The sequence below is a fragment of the Algoriphagus sp. AK58 genome (genome assembly GCF_014324365.1).
GTDB lineage: Bacteria > Bacteroidota > Bacteroidia > Cytophagales > Cyclobacteriaceae > Algoriphagus.
In genome coordinates this window covers 16,364-34,840 of the sequence record NZ_QEIG01000010.1, presented here as the reverse complement: position 1 = coordinate 34,840, position 18,477 = coordinate 16,364, and the positions used below count along the sequence as shown (strand labels likewise).

Below are 18,477 nucleotides of genomic sequence, written 5' to 3'. Positions count from 1 at the left end.
CAGAAAAGCCCTTTTCTTTCTGGAAAAGGGCTTAAAGCGTTTAATCTCAGGGAAAAAGAATTCAATTCCGCTCGATCTCATTCTTGTAATCTCTGATCGATCGGTAAATCGCCGACGCCATGTATTCCTGCCCTTCCTTGCTGATTAGAAAGCGCTCTTCTTCCGAATTGGAAAGGAAGCCTAATTCTACCAGGACGCTGGGCATAGATGGAGTCCAAAGCACATAAAATGGACCTTGCTTTACTCCACGGCTTTTTCTTCCCACTTTATCTCTGAACTGAGTTTCGATATGATCTGCCAAAGTAATGCTATTTCCGATATAGGCTTTTTGCATCAGGTTAAACATCATATAGGATTCCGGAGAGGTCGGGTCAAAACCCTCATATTCTTCCTGATAGTTTTCTTCCAGGAAGATTACCGAGTTTTCTTTTTTAACAATGTCAAAATTGGCTTCAAAATGTTTGGTCCCCATCACAAAGGTCTCCGTGCCATAGGCTGATTTATTGGGTGCGGAATTGGAATGGATGGACACAAAGAGGTCGGCTTTATTAATATTCGCGATATTTGGTCTTTGCTTAAGGGTAGGAAAACTATCGTCTTTTCGGGTGTAAATCACTTCCACATCCGGCATATTTTCCTTGATGTATTTGCCTACCAAAAGGGTTACGGCAAGATTAATGTCTTTTTCTTTAGCTCTTGAACCGATATTTCCCGGGTCACTGCCGCCGTGACCTGCATCCAAAACAATTTTTTTCATCCGAAATTTTGGCATCATCGTTTCATTCGGGATAAAACCGCCAAAGAAAAAAGGTATTGCAATAAGAAAACTTAAGAGATTTTTTTTGTTATTGAACCGTTCCATGAGGGCAATCGAATTAACTTTACGCGAAATTTCAATCAAATTAAACAAAGCGCAAGCAACAGTGTCGGGTTTCAGAATCCTTTTTTTGATCATACTAGGGCTTTGGACTTTTTCCCAAACTGCGGAAGCGCAGCGACCTACTCAGCCGAGACGAGAAAGACAATTAGTAGCTCCTGACACGCTCACACCTCCTGCAAGAAACCTTCCCGCTGCTGACACCTTGCTGTCCAAGCAAGATTCTTTGGTCAGGCTGGATTCGGCAAATATTATGCCTAGAAGCGATATTCAGACCGAGATTCTTTATTTCGCCGAGGATAGCATTATCACAGATTTTGCAGAAAACAAAGTTTATCTCTATAAAAAAGCCTGGTTTGAATATGGACAGATGCGATTGGACGCCGACCGTATTGTCATCGACTGGAAAAATTCAGAACTATACGCGTACGGCGTGACCGACAGCACGGGAAACATCTCGGGAAACCCCTTTTTCAAGGATGGAAATTCGGTGTATGAAATCCGAAAAGAAATGCGGTACAATTTCAAAACCCAAAAAGCCATCATCAAAGATGTGGTCACCGAACAGCAGGATGGAGTTTTACGGGGTACGACTATCAAAAAAACATCAGACGGGAGTATTTACCTGGATCATGGGTATTATACTACATGTAAGCTTACCGAACCCCACTGGCATATTTCCTCAACCAAAATCAAATCCATCTCTGGAAAGCAGGTTGTTTCGGGACCTTTCAACTTGTATTTCAATGGTATCCCCACACCATTGGGACTGCCTTTTGGATTGATACCGGATACCCCAGAAGAAAAAGCCTCAGGCATAATATTTCCTTCCTACAGCAAAGAACAAGTCAGAGGTCTGAGCTTGAGAGATATTGGTTATTATTTTGCCTTCAACGATTTCATCCATTTGAGATTGACCGGAGACATCTATTCCAAGGGCGGATGGGGAATCAAGTCTCAAGCCATGTATACCAAAAGATATCGATATTCGGGAGGCTTCAATGTGGACTTCCAAAAATTCATAAGTCCCGAGACCGAACTCAACCCGGTGGATTACAACACATTCAGAGTTCAATGGAATCATACCCCTGTGACAAGAGGTACGAGCAGATTTTCCGCATCTGTCAATGCAGGTTCCACCAGCTACTTCAACAATGTGATCAACCCGAATAATTTCTCCAACAATGTCACTTCTGACTTAAACTCGAACGTCTCATTTTCAAAGACTTTTACCGGAACACCTTTTTCCTTATCTGCCAACTTGAGACATTCACAGAGTGTTCAAACCGGTGAGGTAAGAATGGATCTCCCAACGATTGGAGTGAATATGAACCGACAGAGTCCATTCAGAAATGTTAAATTTGAGCCTCTGAAAACGCTTAATGTCGCCTGGAACTTCAATCTTCAAAACTCAATTTCTAACAGGATCCAACAACAGATAGGGGTCAACAATCCCGAACTTGGCTCGGGTCCTACCACCATACCATTTACTTTGGACAATTTCGGGTTATTGCTGAAAAACGGAAACAATGGTGCCAGAAACACCATCCCCCTCAGTTCCAATTTTACACTTTTCAACTATTTCACGGGCACAGCCTCTGCCAACTATACCGAATTATGGTACTTGCAGCAGTATAATTATTACTACAATCCCACCACAAAACGAGTGGACAGGATCACTCAGGATGGATTCAACAGAGTAGGATTTTACAACACCTCCTTTGCCATGAACACCAACTTTTATGGGTTCTATAATTTCAAAGGAAACGGAAAACTCCAGACCATCCGACATCACATTGCTCCGACCTTTTCTTTCAACTTCAACCCGGATTTTTCAGATCCATCCTACGGATACTACCAAGAGGTGCAGATTGATGAAACAGGCCGAACCCAGCGTTATTCCAGACATCAGGGTTTGGTATTTGGAGATGCACCCCGCGGAGAGTCCAGAGCGTTAAGCATCGGAATCCGCAACGTGGTGGAAGCCAAAATCAAGACTCAAACAGACAGTACCGAAGGAGAAACTAAAAAAATCCCTCTTCTGGAATCTTTGAACATCAATTCGTCCTTCAACTTCGCCGCTGATTCGTTCAAATTAGCCCCATTTCAAGTTTCTGCCAGAACTAGCTTCTTCGATCGAAAATTGTCTGTCAACCTAAGCAGCTCCATAGATCCCTATGCGGTTCAATCCACCATGCAAAGTAACGGAACGACCTCGTACCGGCGTATCAATGACTATGCATGGAATAATGGTCAGGGAATCGGGGTGATCCGAAATGCTTCACTCAATCTGAATGCATCTCTGAATCCTCAAAGCGGTCAAAATCCCGGGCAAGTCAGGGACGAACTTACCCAGGACTTTCTCAGACGTGGAGGCGTGATGAATGAGTTTGTGGAAAATGAAATCAATCGAATCGTCTCAGATCCCAGCCAATATATAGACTGGAATATTCCTTGGAACCTAACCATGGGATACAATCTTGCCTATTCCAGACAGGTAAATAATTCAACCAATATCACTCAGGCTATGAACTTGAGCGGTGATGTGTCTCTTTCCGAAAAATGGAAAATCAACTTCAATACGGGGTATAACTTCGAGCAAAAAGAAATTACCCAAACCATGATTGGAATCGCAAGAGATCTGCACTGTTGGCAAATGAATGTGAATTGGATTCCTTTCGGAAGGTTTACTTCTTACAACATCGATATCAGGGTAAAATCCAGTATCCTGCAGGACTTGAAAGTGTCCAGAAGAAGATCCTTCTTTGACTTCTAAACCCTCGCCCTACTCAAGGGCATTGTCATACATCTTGGCCCTCCCAAGCCACGGGAAAGTTCCGAACTTGGTATTTCCAACACTTCCACCCCCAAATTTCTCAGGGCACGGTTGGTGTGAATATTTCGGTTGTATGAAATCACTCGTCGAGGACCTACGGCAAAAACATTGGCCCCGTCAAACCACTGCTCGCGCTGAGAATAATCCGAATTTCCGTCCCCGGTGGAAAGTACTTCCAGGTGTGGAATCTCTCGACCTAAGACTGTCAACAAAGACTCTTTCAACACCTCTCGCTTAATATTCACCCGATCGCCATTGATTTCTTTTAAAGTGTAAAGAGAAGTTTGTAGCACGGCATTCATGGCATCAGGATAAGCTAAGACGAGATTTTCATCCAAGACCGTAAAAACCGTGTCCAAATGCATGTATTGGCGCTTTTTGGGCAGGTGAACTTCATATACCCGCTTCACGGTACCCTCTCCCAGAAGTGCCTTGGCTGCGTGGTAAATTGCCTTCTCATCAGTTCGTTCGGAATTCCCAATTGCGACAGCCTCATGGGAAAGAATAATCACATCTCCGCCTTCGATACTCGGTGGATTATCATGGCCATTCACGGGATAAAGTGTTTTGACATGATCCTTGAAATCAGGATGATTTTCAAAAACGGTCCTCAACAAATTGGCTTCCCGCTGCCTTCCTTCCATTTTCATGGATGAAAAAATGATTCCTCCGGGAGTCAAAGCCATCGGATCACGCTGAAAGTACAGATTGGGGCAGGGAGCTATTGCAAAGGCAGAATCCATAAGTTCCCCGGCATTCAGTGTAGGAATTTTGCGCTTGAGCTCATGGATTTTCAATCCTGCGGTCAAAATCGTAGCACATTCCGCGGTGGAATATCGCTCTAAAATCTCCTCTGCAATATGCGATAAACCTGATCGCTTGAGCGATTCCTGAACCAAATGAAGCAGTACGTTTTGGTCATAAAGCACACGAATCAACAATTCCCTTAACTGATAGACTTGCGCTCCGGTAGTTTCTTTGATCAGATTGGAAAAAGTGTCATGCTCCTTCTGCAAAGCCTCCAAATAAGGAACATCTTCAAAAAGTAAGTAATCCTTATTATAAGGTGTCAATCGGTCTATCTCTTTACCCGGTCTATGCATCAGAACCGCACGTAGGGTACCGAACTCAGAATTGATTCGAAGATTCATGTTTCTTTATTTTCAAAAATTTACAGCAATAATTTCCAATTTATAAACTATACCGCAAAATCATTATTCAATCAGTATTTTAAATAGCCTTTACTTGCAATGAATGGAGGCCATGGAAAAAATCAATTGAAAGTAAATGACCTAGTTACCTGGAAACAAGAAACCTCAACCCAAAAATCAAGGTTTAAAACAGAAATCATCCATTCAACTCATGATCAATTCTTCCAGATATTCTGCAATTACCCTTTTCCTAGTTTTAGTTTTCGTCTTTACTTCCTGCCAATCAAGCGCTCAAATCGGCAAATTTTTAGAAAAAGCCAATCAAATCACAGGTAATAATCCCACCACTGCGGAAATCACTTCGGGTCTAAAAGAAGCTCTAGAAAAAGGCACAGGAATCAGTACCGATCGGCTTTCCCTGGAAAATGGCTATTTGGGCAACTTGGATGTCAAAATCCTATTCCCAGAAGAAGCCCGACAGGTAGAGCGAACCCTTCGAAATATCGGTTTGGGCAATCTTTGCGACCAAGTGATCACCAGTCTCAACCGTGCTGCTGAAGATGCTGCCAATGAAGCGAAACCCATCTTCACCGATGCGATCAAGCAGATGAGTTTCCAAGATGTGCAGCAGATTCTCTTAGGTGAAAACAATGCCGCTACCCAATATTTCCAGCGGACAACCACCAATTCCCTCTCTGAAAAATTCTCTCCTATCATCGACAACAGTCTAGAAAAAGTCGAAGCCACCAAATATTGGGATGATGTCATGACCCGATACAATAAAGTCCCTCTGGTAAAACCAGTCAATACCAACTTAACCGCTTATGTGACCGAGAAAGCCATTCATGGTCTATTCGTAGAAATCGCCAAGGAAGAGCTTAAAATCCGGCAAAATGTAAACGCCCGAACAAGCCCGCTACTCCAGAAGGTCTTTGGGTATGCGGAAAGGGAGAAGAAGTGATCAGTGGGCAGTCTCAGTAGGCAGTTTTTGAAAGTCAGAAGGTTGAAGTCAGAAATCTGAAAAAGTAAGTGGTCGCAGCTGCCAGACTCAAAAGTAAGAAAGCTAAAGTGAGAAGGCTGAAAGGGTGAAAAAAGCAGTGAGTGTCCCCACTCACCGCGGCTTTTTGAAATCTGTCAAAATCTGTGAGTTTTTCTGTGAAAATCAGCGGGAGACCCCCAGATAAAAAAAAAGAAAAGCTGGATTTTGGTCCAGCTTTCTTTGGTATAAGATATTTGATGGGGTTTTAACCTACCAAATCTACTGTCAGGCTCTCCCCTTCCTTGGTCACTTTCACCAATCCTTTTTGAGAAAGTCCTTTCATGGACACATCCCATTTTTTGCCGCTAAGTCCGGATTGGGCTTTGAGGTCAGGCAAGGAAGCTGGATGGTTTTTGCCCAGCAAATCCATGATCACTTTTTCCTCCTCAGTGAGTTCAACCGCCTTTTTCTCAGGTCTCATTTGTGGGAAAAACAGCACTTCCTGAATCGTAGAATTATCCGTCAACAGCATGGTCAATCGGTCAATTCCGATTCCCAAACCTGCTGTCGGAGGCATACCGTACTCCAAAGCCCGAAGGAAATCTTCATCCATGGCCATCGCTTCATCATCCCCACGGGCAGCGAGTTTCAGCTGCTCTTCGAATCGCTCACGCTGATCAATCGGATCGTTGAGCTCGGAATAGGCGTTTGCGATTTCTTTTCCATTAACAAAAAGCTCAAATCGCTCCACCAGTCCGGCTTTGCTGCGATGCTTTTTCGCCAAAGGCGTCATCTCGATCGGATAATCGGTGATGTAGGTTGGTTGCACCAAATTGGCTTCTACTTTGGCACCGAAGATCTCATCGATCAGCTTGCCCTTGCCCATGGATGCATCTACTTCGATACCAAGTTCCGCACATACTTTTCTCAATCCCTCCTCATCCATTTCACTTACATCCACCCCGGCGTATTCCTTGATGGAATCAAACATGGTCAATCGTCGATAAGGTCCTGCGAAGTCGATCACTTTTCCACCTACCGTCACTTTGGTATCCTCATGAATGGAAAGGGTCACTTTTTCGAGTAATTGCTCCACCATTTCCATCATCCAGATGTAGTCCTTGTAGGCCACATAGATTTCCATGGAGGTAAATTCGGGATTGTGAGTTCGGTCCATGCCCTCGTTTCGGAACATTTTCCCAAACTCATACACTCCGTCAAAACCACCCACAATCAATCGCTTAAGGTAAAGCTCGTTGGCAATCCTCAGGTAAAGCGGCATATCCAAGGTATTGTGATGGGTCATGAATGGTCGCGCAGCCGCACCGCCATGGACTGCTTGAAGAATGGGCGTCTCCACTTCCAACCAACCCCGATCATCAAAATACCTACGCATGTTGGAGATGATTCTTGAGCGGGTGATGAAGGTCTTCTTGAACTCCGGATTGACCGTCAAGTCCACATAGCGCTGACGATAGCGCTGCTCAGGATCGGTAAAACCATCGTAAACATTCCCTTCTTCGTCTCTTTTCACGATAGGAAGTGGCTTCACCGCTTTGGAAAGGACTTTCAGCTCAGTCACATGAAGCGAAATCTCTCCGGTTTGAGTGGTAAAAATATATCCCTTCAAACCGATAAAATCCCCGATTCCAAGAAGCTTTTTGAATACCGTATTATAAAGGGTGGTGTCCTCTCCAGAACAAATGTCATCCCGACGAACATAAAACTGAAGACGGCCGGTAGAATCCTGAATTTCTCCAAAAGAGGCCGAACCCATGATTCTGCGGCTCATCAATCGACCCGCGATGGAAATATCTTTGTAGTCAGTCTTGTTGTTTTCGTAGTTTCTATGGATGTCTTCCGCAGTGACATTGATGGGAAAAGACTCTGCCGGATACGGATTGATACCCAATGCATAGAGTTCTTCCCTGTCTTTTCTGCGTTCTAGTTCCTGTTCGCTAAGAAGTTGCATTTATATAGATTTGATATTGTTGTCCGATGTCTGATGACCGATGTCCGATGATTTCAAAGAAATCAAAGGACTCTTCATCGTTTACTATTCACTTTTTACTACTTACTGAACACTGACCTCTGCTTATTTATCACTGACCACTGCTTACTGATCACTAACCTCTGCTCACTTCCCACTTCTCCTCCTTTTCATCTCCCGCTTCACCAGCTCAAATTCCCGGCTGCTTTGTCCGGCTATTGAGGTGTTTTCGGCAGCACGGCGGGTGAGGTAAGGCATTACTTTTTCCACTGGTCCGTAGGGCACGTATTTCACTACATGGTAACCTGCCTTGGCCAGATTGAAGGAAATCACATCACTCATCCCGTAGAGCTGAGAGAAATAAACCCGATCTGATTTGGGTTCTATACCATGCAGATTCATCAGTTCAGTCAGCTGAAGGCTGCTTTTTTCATTATGCGTCGCACAAACGAGATAAACTCCATTTTCGACACTGTATTTGATCGCCGCATCATAGTCTCGGTCCGTGGCCGCTTTGTTGGGTTGAATTGGATCCACATAACCCATTTCCTGAGCTCTTTCACGCTCTTTTTCCATGTAGGCTCCACGTACGGGTTTTACTCCAAAGAGATATCCCTTTTCCAAAGCCACTTGATGGGCCTTTTTCAATCTTTCCAAGGAATCGTGCCGATACATCTGATAAGTATTGTACACCACACAGCGCTCACGATTGTATTTTTCCATGGCTTCATACGCCAAGTCGTCGATCACATTTTGGAACCAAGACTCTTCGGCATCCACCAAAATTTTCAAACCCAAGTCATGAGCCGCTTTGCAAAGTCTGTCCACTCGGCCTTTTAGTTTGGAGAAAGCAAGCTCCTCAGCGGCACTTAGCTTCTCTCCCGCTTGGATTTTTTCCATGATATGGTAATCTCCCAACCCAGTGGTCTTAAATACCCCGAAAGGCATGTAATCCGTCTTGGCAGATTCGACCATGGTCTGATAAATTTCCTCATAAGTCTGATCGAAAGACTCTTCGTCTCCTTTGCCCTCCACCGACAAATCCAATATGGAATGAACTCCAAAAGAAGCCAAATGCTTGCATGCTTGGATACTCTCCTCGATAGTTTCTCCTCCACAGAAGTGTCCAAACATGGTTTTTTTCATGATACCCTTGACCGGTAACTTGAGTTTGAAGGCCAAATTGGCCAAGCCAATACCGAGATCAGAGATCAGATTGTTGTTAAGCGTAGCGAAAATCAAGTACATTTTCCGGAGTTCCGCATCACTTTTGGAAGCAAAGGCCACTTCCAGATTCTCAAAAGAAATATTGGGTTTGACGGGCATATCGCTCATTTAAGGCTGCAAAGATATCAAAAAAACCTCAGGCACTTTGGCTTTGTTCGGAATTTGCCCGAGTGAACCACAGGAAAAATCAGATTTTTTATTCCAAAGAAACTTTGGTCAGAGTAAGGTAGTTTTGCATCCATGAACCCAAGTATGACGAACCTCTTCCCTTTTCCGGAATTTAATTCCAAAAAGACTCCACGGGTCATTGCAGGCCCATGCAGTGTAGAAACTCCCGAACAATTGGACACCACGGTAGAAAACTTGGTGAAAGTCGGAATCAGAATGATTCGAGGTGGCGTATGGAAGCCTAGAACCAGGCCCAATGGATTTGAGGGAATTGGCTCCTTGGCCTTGCCTTGGATTCAGGAAGTGAAGAAAAAGCACGGGGTTCGCTTTGCTATCGAGGTAGCTACCGGCAACCATGTAGAAGAAGCATTGAAAGCAGGTATCGACGTGCTATGGATCGGTGCCAGGTCTACGGTAAATCCTTTTACCGTACAGGAAATTGCCGAAAGCCTCAAAGGAGTGGATATTCCGGTGATGATCAAAAATCCCGTCAATCCGGATTTGGGACTCTGGCTAGGAGCTTTTGAAAGATTGGAAAGTGTGGGTTTGACCAGATTGGGAGCTATTCATCGCGGTTTTTCCAACTATCGGGACACGACGCACCGCAATTCACCGATGTGGCAAATCCCAATCGAATTCAGAACCATTCGACCAGAAATCCCCATGATCAACGATCCAAGTCATATCTCCGGCAGGAGGGACTTGGTTGCATCCATTGCCCAGAAAGCTCTTGACCTAAACTTTGACGGCTTGATGATCGAATCGCATTTTCAGCCAGATGCAGCTTGGACCGATGCAGCCCAGCAACTTACCCCTGAGGTACTCGGCGAGCTAATCGGAAAACTCAAAACCAGAAAGGTACACTTCGAGGCTCCAGAAACCCTCCACCAACTCGAAGAGATCCGTCAACAAATCGATGAAGCGGACAGGGAAATTCTTGAAGCATTTGCCCGAAGAATGCATTTGGTAGAAAAAATCGGAGCCTACAAAAAACTGAACAATGTAGCGGCTTTTCAGCGGGAACGCTGGCAGGAAGTATTTCAATCCCGACCGGAATGGGGTAAAAAACTGGGTTTAAATTCAGAAACTGTAGAAGAAATCTATCGAATCATCCATCAAGAATCAATTCGCCGGCAGACGGAGATATTGGATCAATGAGAGGCTAAAGGCGAGAAACAAGATGCTAGACATAAGACACAAGTATCAAAACTCAGGTAGCTTTTCCAAAAGTCTAAACTTTGGAAAAGCTTTTAAACCAAACCTTACCGAATATCCTTACAGTTTGAATTCAGTCGATACAAAAATTTTTAATAAGTCAATTTTCAAAATTTTGTATCGATTTAATAAAATAAATCAATACATCATTACAAAATCACCTTCCAAAACCCAGTCAATTGAAATATTCGTAAACTTTAAGCTCTTTCAATCAAAACTCTTCAAAGAATTCTTCAAAAAATAATTTTGGATTTAAAAAATCCCCTCCTACATTTACGGCATGTTAATCACAGCAGCGATCTATTTTACCTTCTTTTACTTTTACTTTCGAAGCCAAAATCGAATCGGAGCTGTGTATTGTCTAGCCAAAAACTAAAAGAAAATAAAAACACAAAAGCCCGGTTCGAAAGAGTCGGGCTTTTTTCATTTAAAATGCTCAAGCCGTATGAAGCCGCACAAACAAATTAAAGACTGGGGATTGGGATTGACCACTCCGCTGATCATCGCAGGACCTTGCTCTGCAGAAACTCCCGAGCAAATCGAGCAGATCTGCAAGGAAATGAAAGAAGAAAACATGGTTCCTCAGCTCTTCCGCGCCGGTATCTGGAAACCAAGAACCCGACCCGGTTCGTTCGAAGGAGTAGGTGAAGAAGGCCTCAAGTGGATGGAGATTGTACGTCACCACCTGAGTATCCCCATCACGACAGAGGTGGGAAATGCCGCTCATGTGGAAATTGCACTGAAATATAAGGTAGACGTACTTTGGATCGGTGCACGAACGACCGTAAATCCCTTTGCCGTACAGGAAATAGCTGAGGCCCTCCGTGGTGTGGACGTGCCTGTGATGGTCAAAAACCCCATGAACCCGGATTTGGAACTTTGGATGGGGGCTTTGGAAAGAATGTATGCAGTAGGCATCGATAAGCTCGCTGCGATTCACCGCGGATTCTCTGACGCATACGACAAACGCTACAGAAACAAGCCCAACTGGTCCATGCCGATTCACCTCAAGCGAGAATGGACCGGAATGGAAGTGATCAATGACCCTTCTCATATTGTAGGTCGAAGAGACGGTCTCCTCGAAGTAGCCCAAAGCGCGATGAACTTCGGTTTGGACGGCTTGATGATCGAAACTCACCATGACCCTGATAAGGCTTGGTCCGATGCCAAGCAGCAGGTCACACCTCATCGCCTGAAGGAAATGATTGACTCCATCGACTTCAAACAGCCCTTGGAAAACATGAAGCCGGACGAAAGACTTCAGGACCTTCGCCGTGCGGTAGATCATTTGGACGATCAGTTGTTGGATATCCTTCAGGAAAGATTTGCCGTAATCGACCAGATCGGTGCACACAAAAGAGAACATCACCTGACGGTATTTCAATCAGACCGATGGAAAGAAGTAATGGAATCCCGTACGCAAAAAGGAATCAAAAAGAACCTCAGCGAGAAATTCATGAAAGAATTGCTATACTGTATTCATGAAGAATCCGTAAAGCGTCAGGAAAAACAACTCCGTGAAGCCGAACCTATTAAAAAATAAATCTGCTCTCAAACTCAGGAAGGCCGTCCCTTTTGGGACCGCTTTCCTAACTTAGTCCTCTCACCAAATCGGTCAACCCGTGGAATCCGTCATTTTCTCAGCTGATATCAAGAAATCTCTTTCGGAGATTTTATCTGAACTCTCCTTTTCCAGACTGGTGGTTCTAACTGATTTGAATACCCAAAGACATTGTTTGCCTATCCTTCAGGAAATTCTACCTGAAAACGCTGTTTTCATCTCTGTTTCCGCCGGAGAAATCCACAAAAACCTGGACACCTGCTCCTTGATATGGAGTAGAATGACTGAAGAAGCACTGGACCGAAAAGCCCTGATGATCAATCTTGGCGGTGGAGTCATCGGAGATATGGGAGGCTTCTGCGCCAGCATCTACAAAAGAGGCATCCGATTCATCAATTGCCCCACAACCCTGCTTTCCCAAGTGGATGCCAGTGTAGGAGGGAAATTAGGTATTGATTTCAAAGGACTAAAAAACCATCTCGGGGTATTCAATGAACCCAAAACGGTCATTATCGCACCGGAATTCCTAAAGACTTTGCCTCAAGCCGAACTACGATCCGGCTATGCAGAAATCATCAAACATGGTCTCATCCGGGATAAGGCCTATTTCCAAAAACTTCAAGCTCAAAATTGGGAAAGCCAAGATTGGGAAAGTCTGATCCGCCATTCGGTCGGGATCAAAAAAGCAGTCGTGGAAGCAGACCCAAAAGAAAACGGACTTCGGAAAATTCTCAACTTCGGCCATACTATAGGGCACGCCTTCGAATCCTTTTTTCTCGACACCCAGAATCACCTTCTCCACGGGGAAGCCATCGCTTTGGGGATGATCGCTGAGGGATTTCTCTCCTTCGAAAAAGTAGGGTTCAGCTTTGAAGAATTCGAGGAATTGAGTCAATTCCTACTTCAGGTTTATGGAAAAGTTGACTTTTCCCTGCATGAACTTGACCCAATTCTCGATCTTTGTACTCAAGACAAGAAAAACGAGGGCTCCGTAATCCTTTTTTCCCTTCTCGAATCCATCGGCAACTGCACCTACAACATTCCAGTGACTCGGGAAGAAATCAAACACGCCATTCAGTATTACCACCAAATCCAAGCGGCTCAGGCCTAGACTAGTCCAACCATGCAACTCCTTCGCCTTGCTCAAAAAAGCGAATTCGATACCATACGAATACCTCTTCCTTCTTCCAAAAGCGAGTCCAATCGGGCCTTGGTCATCGATGCCCTGACTTTAGGAAAAAACGAAATCACCAATCTTGCCGAAGCACGTGACACGCAAACCATGATTCGCTTGTTGGAAAAAAGTCCGCCGGTTTTTGACGTTCTCGATGCAGGCACGACCATGCGTTTTTTGACTGCTTATACGACTGTGACCAATCAGAAAAAGGTCATGACCGGCACAGCCCGCATGTGTGAGCGTCCCATCGGGATCTTGGTAGATGCACTTCGGGCCATCGGAGCGGATATTCATTACCTCAACAACGAAGGCTACCCTCCTCTCGCCATTCACGGACTACCTAAGCAGACTACTGACAAAGTCAAAATCCGAGGTGACGTATCCAGCCAATACATCTCTGCCATGCTGATGATCGCACCGATTTTACCTCTGGGACTGGAAATTGAACTCGAAGGAAAAGTCGGAAGCCGAACCTACATCGAGATGACCTTGGAATTGATGGCTCAATTCGGAATCAGCTACACTTGGGAAGGAAATAAAATCCAGGTCCCTCACCAATCGTATACCCCTACCCGATTTGCGGTGGAAAGCGACTGGTCTGGCGCAAGTTATTGGTTCAGCCTCTTGGCCTGTGCGGATTCGGGAGAGCTTTTTTTAGAAGGATTAAAACAAAACAGCCTACAAGGTGACTCCGCCATTGTAGAGATCATGGATCACTTGGGTGTAAAATCCAGCTTCCAAAACGGTGGTGTGCTTCTCCAAAAACAAGCCGTAAAAGGCTTGAAAAACTGGGATTTCACCCATTGCCCTGACCTTGCTCAAACCGTTGCGGTGACCTGCGCGATCTTGGGACAAAACGCCATTTTCACTGGATTGGAAAGTCTAAGAATCAAAGAAACCGACCGGATCTACGCCTTGCAGCAGGAATTGGCCAAGTTTAACGCCGAGCTGAAGGAAATCGAACCGGAAGTATTCCAGGTCATTCCTTCTGTGACTATGCCTCGTCAGGTTCAGATTCATACCTATGACGACCATCGCATGGCCATGGCCTTTATGCCGCTTTTGACCAAAACGGAAGTCATCATCGAGGAACCTGATGTGGTCAATAAATCTTATCCGAGCTTTTGGAAGCATGTGGCGCTGACCGGTGTGGAATCACAAATCCTGAGCGAAGCATGAGCCTGAAAATCGCCATACAGGGAGTTCCGGGCTCTTTTCACCATCAGGTAGCTTTGAAAAACTTTGGCCTGGATTCCGAGATTTTAGCATTCAACACCTTCGAACCTGTAGCCAAATCAGTCGCTCAGGGTCAGGCTGATTTTGGGGTGATGGCCATCGAAAACTCCATCGCAGGTGCCATTTTGCCCAATTACGACCTGATCGACCGGTATGAGCTCTTTATCCGGGACGAATATTACCTGCCGATTGCCCACCAACTGATGGCCTTGCCGGGACAACAAATTGAGGAAATCCGAGAAGTTCGATCCCATCCCATGGCTTTGCTTCAATGCAAAGCTTTTTTGGCGAAATATCCCCATATCCAGCAGTTTGACGATGTGGATACTGCCTCGGTGGCCAAAAGGATATCTGAAGAAAAACTTTCAGGAATCGCAGCCATCGCAAGCGAAATCGCAGCGGAAATTTATGGCTTGGAAATTTTGGCACGAGACATTCAAACGGTGAAAGACAACTTCACCCGATTTATCATTTTACAGAAGGAAAAGGTCCAAACCAAGATTCTTCCAAATAAAGCATCCTTCAAAATCACGATCCGAAATGAAGCCGGGGGTTTGGCCAAATTGCTCACCATGCTGGCGGAGAAAGGCCTGAACCTAAGCAAAATCCAATCGATCCCGGTCATGGAAAAACCGTGGGAATACGCCTTTTTTATCGATGCGGAATTTGGAGATTACAATCAGTTTAGAGAAGCCATGAACTTGGTGGTCAAGAATTTTGGAGACTTAAAAATATTCGGAGAATACAGCAGCAGAAAAGGATGAAGGGATTTGCAAACAGAATCAACAGCGTCGAGGAGTATTACTTTTCGGCCAAACTCCGGGAAGTCAACCAACTTATTGCTGATGGCAAACCCGTGATCAATTTGGGGATCGGTTCGCCCGACCTCGCTCCCGATCGCAGCGTGATTGAAGCACTCAAAAACACGGCTGAAAACGGTCAGGCACACGGCTATCAAAGCTATCAGGGCATTCCCGAATTGCGGATTGCAATGGCCTCATTCTATCACCGCGAATTTGGAGTCGAGCTTGTTCCCAACAAGGAAATCCTTCCACTAATGGGCTCCAAAGAAGGGATCATGCACATCAGCATGGCCTTTCTAAATCCTGGAGATCAAGTCCTCATTCCCAATCCTGGCTATCCGACCTATACCTCGGTGACTCGATTGCTGGAAGCCGAACCGATATTCTATACTTTGGATTTGGAAAAAAAGGGAAGACCTAATCTGGAAAAACTGGCGCAAAATGATCTCTCCAAGGTCAAGCTCATGTGGATCAATTATCCCCACATGCCGACAGGAGCTTCGGGTTCAGTGGAAATCCTTACCGAATTGGTAGCTTTTGCACAAAAGCATGACATCATCCTGGTCAATGACAATCCCTACAGCCACATTCTGAATCCTCAGCCTTTGAGTATTTTGAGCATTCCTGGAGGGAAAGAGGTCGCTTTGGAGCTGAACTCCCTGAGCAAAACCTTCAATATGCCCGGATGGCGAGTGGGGATGCTGTGTGGTAGAGAAGACTATGTCGAAGCCGTGCTGAAAGTCAAGTCCAACATGGATTCGGGCATGTTTCTGGGCCTTCAAAAAGGCGCCATCGCAGCCCTTTCTTTAGGCAAAAACTGGTTTGCCGACCAAAACGAAATCTACACCAACCGCCGGAAGCTCGTCTGGAAACTTGCCGATCACCTCGGACTCAGCTACGATACCAAAGGCACCGGACTCTTTGTCTGGTGTAAAGTAAGCGGAGAAAAATCTCCTGAAGAGCTAGTCGATTGGCTGCTTTACGAAAAAAACATCTTCATCACTCCCGGAAAAATCTTCGGCACAGCAGGAAACGACTACGTGCGTTTCTCTCTCTGCATGCCCGAATTCAAAATCCTGGAGGCTATCAACCGTATCAAACCTTAACCTTGCTATGCGAAAAATACACATCATCGGACTCGGACTTTTGGGTGGTTCCTTTGGACTGGGAGCACGTCAAAAATTCCCAGAAATCAGCATCACCGGCCACGACTCCAACCCTCAAAACTTGAAAGATGCCTTGACTTTGGGCATTATCACCGAAGCTAAAGAAACTCCGGACGCAGACACCGACTTGGTAATTTTGGCTACGCCTGCAGATACCTTGGGAGATCTTTTGCTCCAGACTTTGGATCAGGTAGGCGAAAACACCCTGATTTTTGATGTGGGTTCGACCAAGGCCAAGCTCTGCGCCTTGATGGCTGGCCATCCCAAAAGAAGACAGTACTTGGCCGCCCACCCGATTGCGGGAACGGAATATTCCGGTCCGAAAGCGGCTTTTGCAGACCTGCTTGACCGCAAAGTGATGATCATCTGCGAACTCGAAAAGACAGATCTTCACCTGAAAGAAAAAGCCTATAAGCTCTTTGATGCGCTCAACCTGAAGTTACGTTTCATGGATCCGGAGGAGCATGACCGTCATTTGGCATTCGTGTCTCATCTTTCCCATGCTTCTTCGTTTATGCTGGGTCAGACCGTCTTGCAAAAAATGAAGGACGACAAAAACATCTTCGATATGGCGGGTTCGGGTTTTGCATCTACCGTGCGACTGGCAAAGTCAAGCCCGGCGATGTGGGCACCGATCTTTGTCGAAAACAAGGAAAATGTACTGGCTGCCTTGGATGGCTATATCCAAAATCTGACCGATTTCAGAAACAAAATCGCCGCGGACGACACGAAGGGATTGTATGATGAAATGGCGGAGATCAATAAAATTCGGGATATTTTGGATTTGAATAGATGATTTGAAATTCGAAGTTTGAAATTTGAAACCACGGAGCGATTCGTGGTTTACTTTTTTGACCTTTTAAAGTTCCCACAGATTTTCACGGATCGTGTCACAGATTTGCACAGACGCTTTTTTTAGCTTTCATACTTATTGATAAAAATCTATCTGTTGACTTGCGCTGAAAAATCCACTGATAGCTGCATACTTGAATAAGCATGTGCTTATCGATGAATTCGATCATAATATCAGTGAAAATCTGTGAATTCATCTGTGGAAATCTGTGAGAAACAAATCTTATTAATCGCCTATCTTAGCTGAACCCAAAAGTAAAACCTATGAAGACCAAATTCATTTTCCTCTTTTGCCTGCTGTCCTCGAGCCTTTTCGCTCAGGAATCCTGGACGACCATCACTCCAAAAACCGAAGCCACTCCGCGCCATGAAAACTCCTTTGTGGAATGCGGTGGCAAGCTCTATTCCCTCGGTGGCCGTGGGGAAAGACCGGTGGAGGAATATGATCCCAAAACCAATACCTGGACCAAATTGGCCGATGCCCCGATGGAAATCCACCATTTCCAAGCCATCAGCTACCAAGGTGAAATCTGGGTGGTCGGCGCTTTGACTGGAAAATATCCCCATGAAACACCTATCCCCAACATTCTGATCTTTAATCCCAAAACGAAATCTTGGCGTAATGGCCCTGCACTTCCCGAAGGACGAATGAGAGGATCCGCAGGTGTTTTTGTTCGGAACAGCAAAATCTACATGGTCTGCGGAATCCAGGATGGACATTATGACGGATTTGTCTCTTGGTTTGACGAACTCGATCCGAAAACCGGAAAATGGACCTCTCTTACCGATGCGCCCCGTGCCCGCGACCATGTCAGCGCTGCGATGGTTGGAGATCGATTGTATCTAGCCGGAGGAAGAACTTCCAACGCAAAAAACAATCGGGTCATTGACACCACGATCAAAGAAGTGGATTACTACGACTTCAAAACCAAGACTTGGCATACCATCGAAAACGGCCTCCCTACCGAACGTGCAGGAAACTCCAATCTGGGCATCGGCCCTTATTTGGTCGTGCTAAATGGAGAAAGCGGCGTGCAGACACCCGCCCATGCCGAAGTAGAAGTCCTCGACACCCGCACCCATACCTGGAGCAAATTGCCTAATCTCAATCAAGGTAGACATGGCACTGGGGCAGCATTTTTAGACGGAAAAATCTGGGTTCAGGCAGGTTCAGCCAACCGTGGGGGAGGCCCTGAGATCAGTACCATGGAGGTGCTGGAGTGGAGAAAATAATACCGC

The 18,477-nt window shown here is 45.3% G+C and carries 14 protein-coding genes; 10 read left to right on the top strand and 4 right to left on the bottom strand.

The features are described from left to right. Positions 1 to 61 precede the first annotated feature (61 nt). The gene (locus DDT91_RS10940) at positions 62 to 757 is read right to left on the bottom strand and encodes an N-acetylmuramoyl-L-alanine amidase (protein WP_370539315.1); all 696 of its coding nucleotides are present in this window, start codon (positions 755 to 757) and stop codon (positions 62 to 64) included. 103 nt (positions 758 to 860) lie between these two features. Here DDT91_RS10940 and DDT91_RS10935 point away from each other — a divergent pair, with 103 nt between their 5' ends. Next, the gene (locus tag DDT91_RS10935; protein WP_187176222.1) at positions 861 to 3,653 is read left to right on the top strand and encodes a putative LPS assembly protein LptD; all 2,793 of its coding nucleotides are present in this window, start codon (positions 861 to 863) and stop codon (positions 3,651 to 3,653) included. On the opposite strand, the gene DDT91_RS10930 is transcribed toward DDT91_RS10935, so the two are convergent. After that, positions 3,650 to 4,864 (bottom strand): arginine deiminase family protein, encoded by a 1,215-nt coding sequence (locus tag DDT91_RS10930; protein ID WP_187176221.1) that lies wholly within the window; start codon positions 4,862 to 4,864, stop codon positions 3,650 to 3,652. The two genes, DDT91_RS10935 and DDT91_RS10930, sit on opposite strands and share 4 nt — an antisense overlap. A 211-nt stretch (positions 4,865 to 5,075) precedes the next feature. Here DDT91_RS10930 and DDT91_RS10925 point away from each other — a divergent pair, with 211 nt between their 5' ends. Beyond that, positions 5,076 to 5,825 (top strand): DUF4197 domain-containing protein, encoded by a 750-nt coding sequence (locus DDT91_RS10925; protein WP_187176220.1) that lies wholly within the window; start codon positions 5,076 to 5,078, stop codon positions 5,823 to 5,825. A gap of 283 nt (positions 5,826 to 6,108) precedes the next feature. Here DDT91_RS10925 and lysS read toward each other — a convergent pair whose 3' ends face one another. Beyond that, positions 6,109 to 7,815, bottom strand: a complete 1,707-nt coding sequence (gene lysS / locus DDT91_RS10920; RefSeq protein WP_187176219.1) for a lysine--tRNA ligase — start codon at positions 7,813 to 7,815, stop codon at positions 6,109 to 6,111. Between the two features lie 165 nt (positions 7,816 to 7,980). Next, positions 7,981 to 9,159, bottom strand: coding sequence for a proline dehydrogenase family protein (locus DDT91_RS10915; protein WP_187176218.1), 1,179 nt, complete (start codon positions 9,157 to 9,159; stop codon positions 7,981 to 7,983). A gap of 153 nt (positions 9,160 to 9,312) precedes the next feature. Between DDT91_RS10915 and DDT91_RS10910 the strand changes: the two genes are divergently transcribed. The 8 genes from DDT91_RS10910 to DDT91_RS10875 all read left to right on the top strand — a co-directional run bounded on the left by DDT91_RS10910 (position 9,313) and on the right by DDT91_RS10875 (position 18,471). After that, a complete protein-coding gene (locus tag DDT91_RS10910; protein WP_187176217.1) occupies positions 9,313 to 10,386 on the top strand; it encodes a bifunctional 3-deoxy-7-phosphoheptulonate synthase/chorismate mutase type II in 1,074 nt (357 codons plus the stop codon). 502 nt (positions 10,387 to 10,888) lie between these two features. After that, entirely contained in the window at positions 10,889 to 11,986 is a 1,098-nt protein-coding gene (locus tag DDT91_RS10905; protein WP_187176216.1) for a chorismate mutase, read from the top strand. 79 nt (positions 11,987 to 12,065) lie between these two features. Then, complete coding sequence (gene aroB, locus DDT91_RS10900) at positions 12,066 to 13,115, top strand: 3-dehydroquinate synthase (RefSeq protein ID WP_187176215.1); 1,050 nt, start codon at positions 12,066 to 12,068, stop codon at positions 13,113 to 13,115. 12 nt (positions 13,116 to 13,127) lie between these two features. Next, on the top strand, positions 13,128 to 14,360 hold the full coding sequence (locus tag DDT91_RS10895; protein ID WP_187176214.1) for a 3-phosphoshikimate 1-carboxyvinyltransferase: 1,233 nt from the start codon (positions 13,128 to 13,130) through the stop codon (positions 14,358 to 14,360). Then, complete coding sequence (locus DDT91_RS10890) at positions 14,357 to 15,181, top strand: prephenate dehydratase (RefSeq protein ID WP_187176213.1); 825 nt, start codon at positions 14,357 to 14,359, stop codon at positions 15,179 to 15,181. Before DDT91_RS10895 ends, DDT91_RS10890 begins: the two co-directional genes overlap by 4 nt. Next, entirely contained in the window at positions 15,178 to 16,326 is a 1,149-nt protein-coding gene (locus DDT91_RS10885) for a pyridoxal phosphate-dependent aminotransferase (protein ID WP_187176212.1), read from the top strand. The genes DDT91_RS10890 and DDT91_RS10885 overlap by 4 nt, the downstream gene beginning before the upstream one ends. Before the next feature lie 7 nt (positions 16,327 to 16,333). Further along, the gene (locus DDT91_RS10880; protein ID WP_187176211.1) at positions 16,334 to 17,182 is read left to right on the top strand and encodes a prephenate dehydrogenase; all 849 of its coding nucleotides are present in this window, start codon (positions 16,334 to 16,336) and stop codon (positions 17,180 to 17,182) included. Between the two features lie 320 nt (positions 17,183 to 17,502). Then, entirely contained in the window at positions 17,503 to 18,471 is a 969-nt protein-coding gene (locus DDT91_RS10875) for a kelch motif-containing protein (RefSeq protein WP_187176210.1), read from the top strand. Positions 18,472 to 18,477 lie beyond the last annotated feature (6 nt).

Coding starts and splice junctions, on each gene's coding strand:
- DDT91_RS10940 (WP_370539315.1), bottom strand. CDS start 757: ATGAAAAAAATTGTTTTGGATGCAGGTCACGGCGGCAGTGACCCGGGA.
- DDT91_RS10935 (WP_187176222.1), top strand. CDS start 861: ATGAGGGCAATCGAATTAACTTTACGCGAAATTTCAATCAAATTAAAC.
- DDT91_RS10930 (WP_187176221.1), bottom strand. CDS start 4,864: ATGAATCTTCGAATCAATTCTGAGTTCGGTACCCTACGTGCGGTTCTG.
- DDT91_RS10925 (WP_187176220.1), top strand. CDS start 5,076: ATGATCAATTCTTCCAGATATTCTGCAATTACCCTTTTCCTAGTTTTA.
- lysS (WP_187176219.1), bottom strand. CDS start 7,815: ATGCAACTTCTTAGCGAACAGGAACTAGAACGCAGAAAAGACAGGGAA.
- DDT91_RS10915 (WP_187176218.1), bottom strand. CDS start 9,159: ATGCCCGTCAAACCCAATATTTCTTTTGAGAATCTGGAAGTGGCCTTT.
- DDT91_RS10910 (WP_187176217.1), top strand. CDS start 9,313: ATGACGAACCTCTTCCCTTTTCCGGAATTTAATTCCAAAAAGACTCCA.
- DDT91_RS10905 (WP_187176216.1), top strand. CDS start 10,889: ATGAAGCCGCACAAACAAATTAAAGACTGGGGATTGGGATTGACCACT.
- DDT91_RS10895 (WP_187176214.1), top strand. CDS start 13,128: ATGCAACTCCTTCGCCTTGCTCAAAAAAGCGAATTCGATACCATACGA.
- DDT91_RS10890 (WP_187176213.1), top strand. CDS start 14,357: ATGAGCCTGAAAATCGCCATACAGGGAGTTCCGGGCTCTTTTCACCAT.
- DDT91_RS10885 (WP_187176212.1), top strand. CDS start 15,178: ATGAAGGGATTTGCAAACAGAATCAACAGCGTCGAGGAGTATTACTTT.
- DDT91_RS10880 (WP_187176211.1), top strand. CDS start 16,334: ATGCGAAAAATACACATCATCGGACTCGGACTTTTGGGTGGTTCCTTT.
- DDT91_RS10875 (WP_187176210.1), top strand. CDS start 17,503: ATGAAGACCAAATTCATTTTCCTCTTTTGCCTGCTGTCCTCGAGCCTT.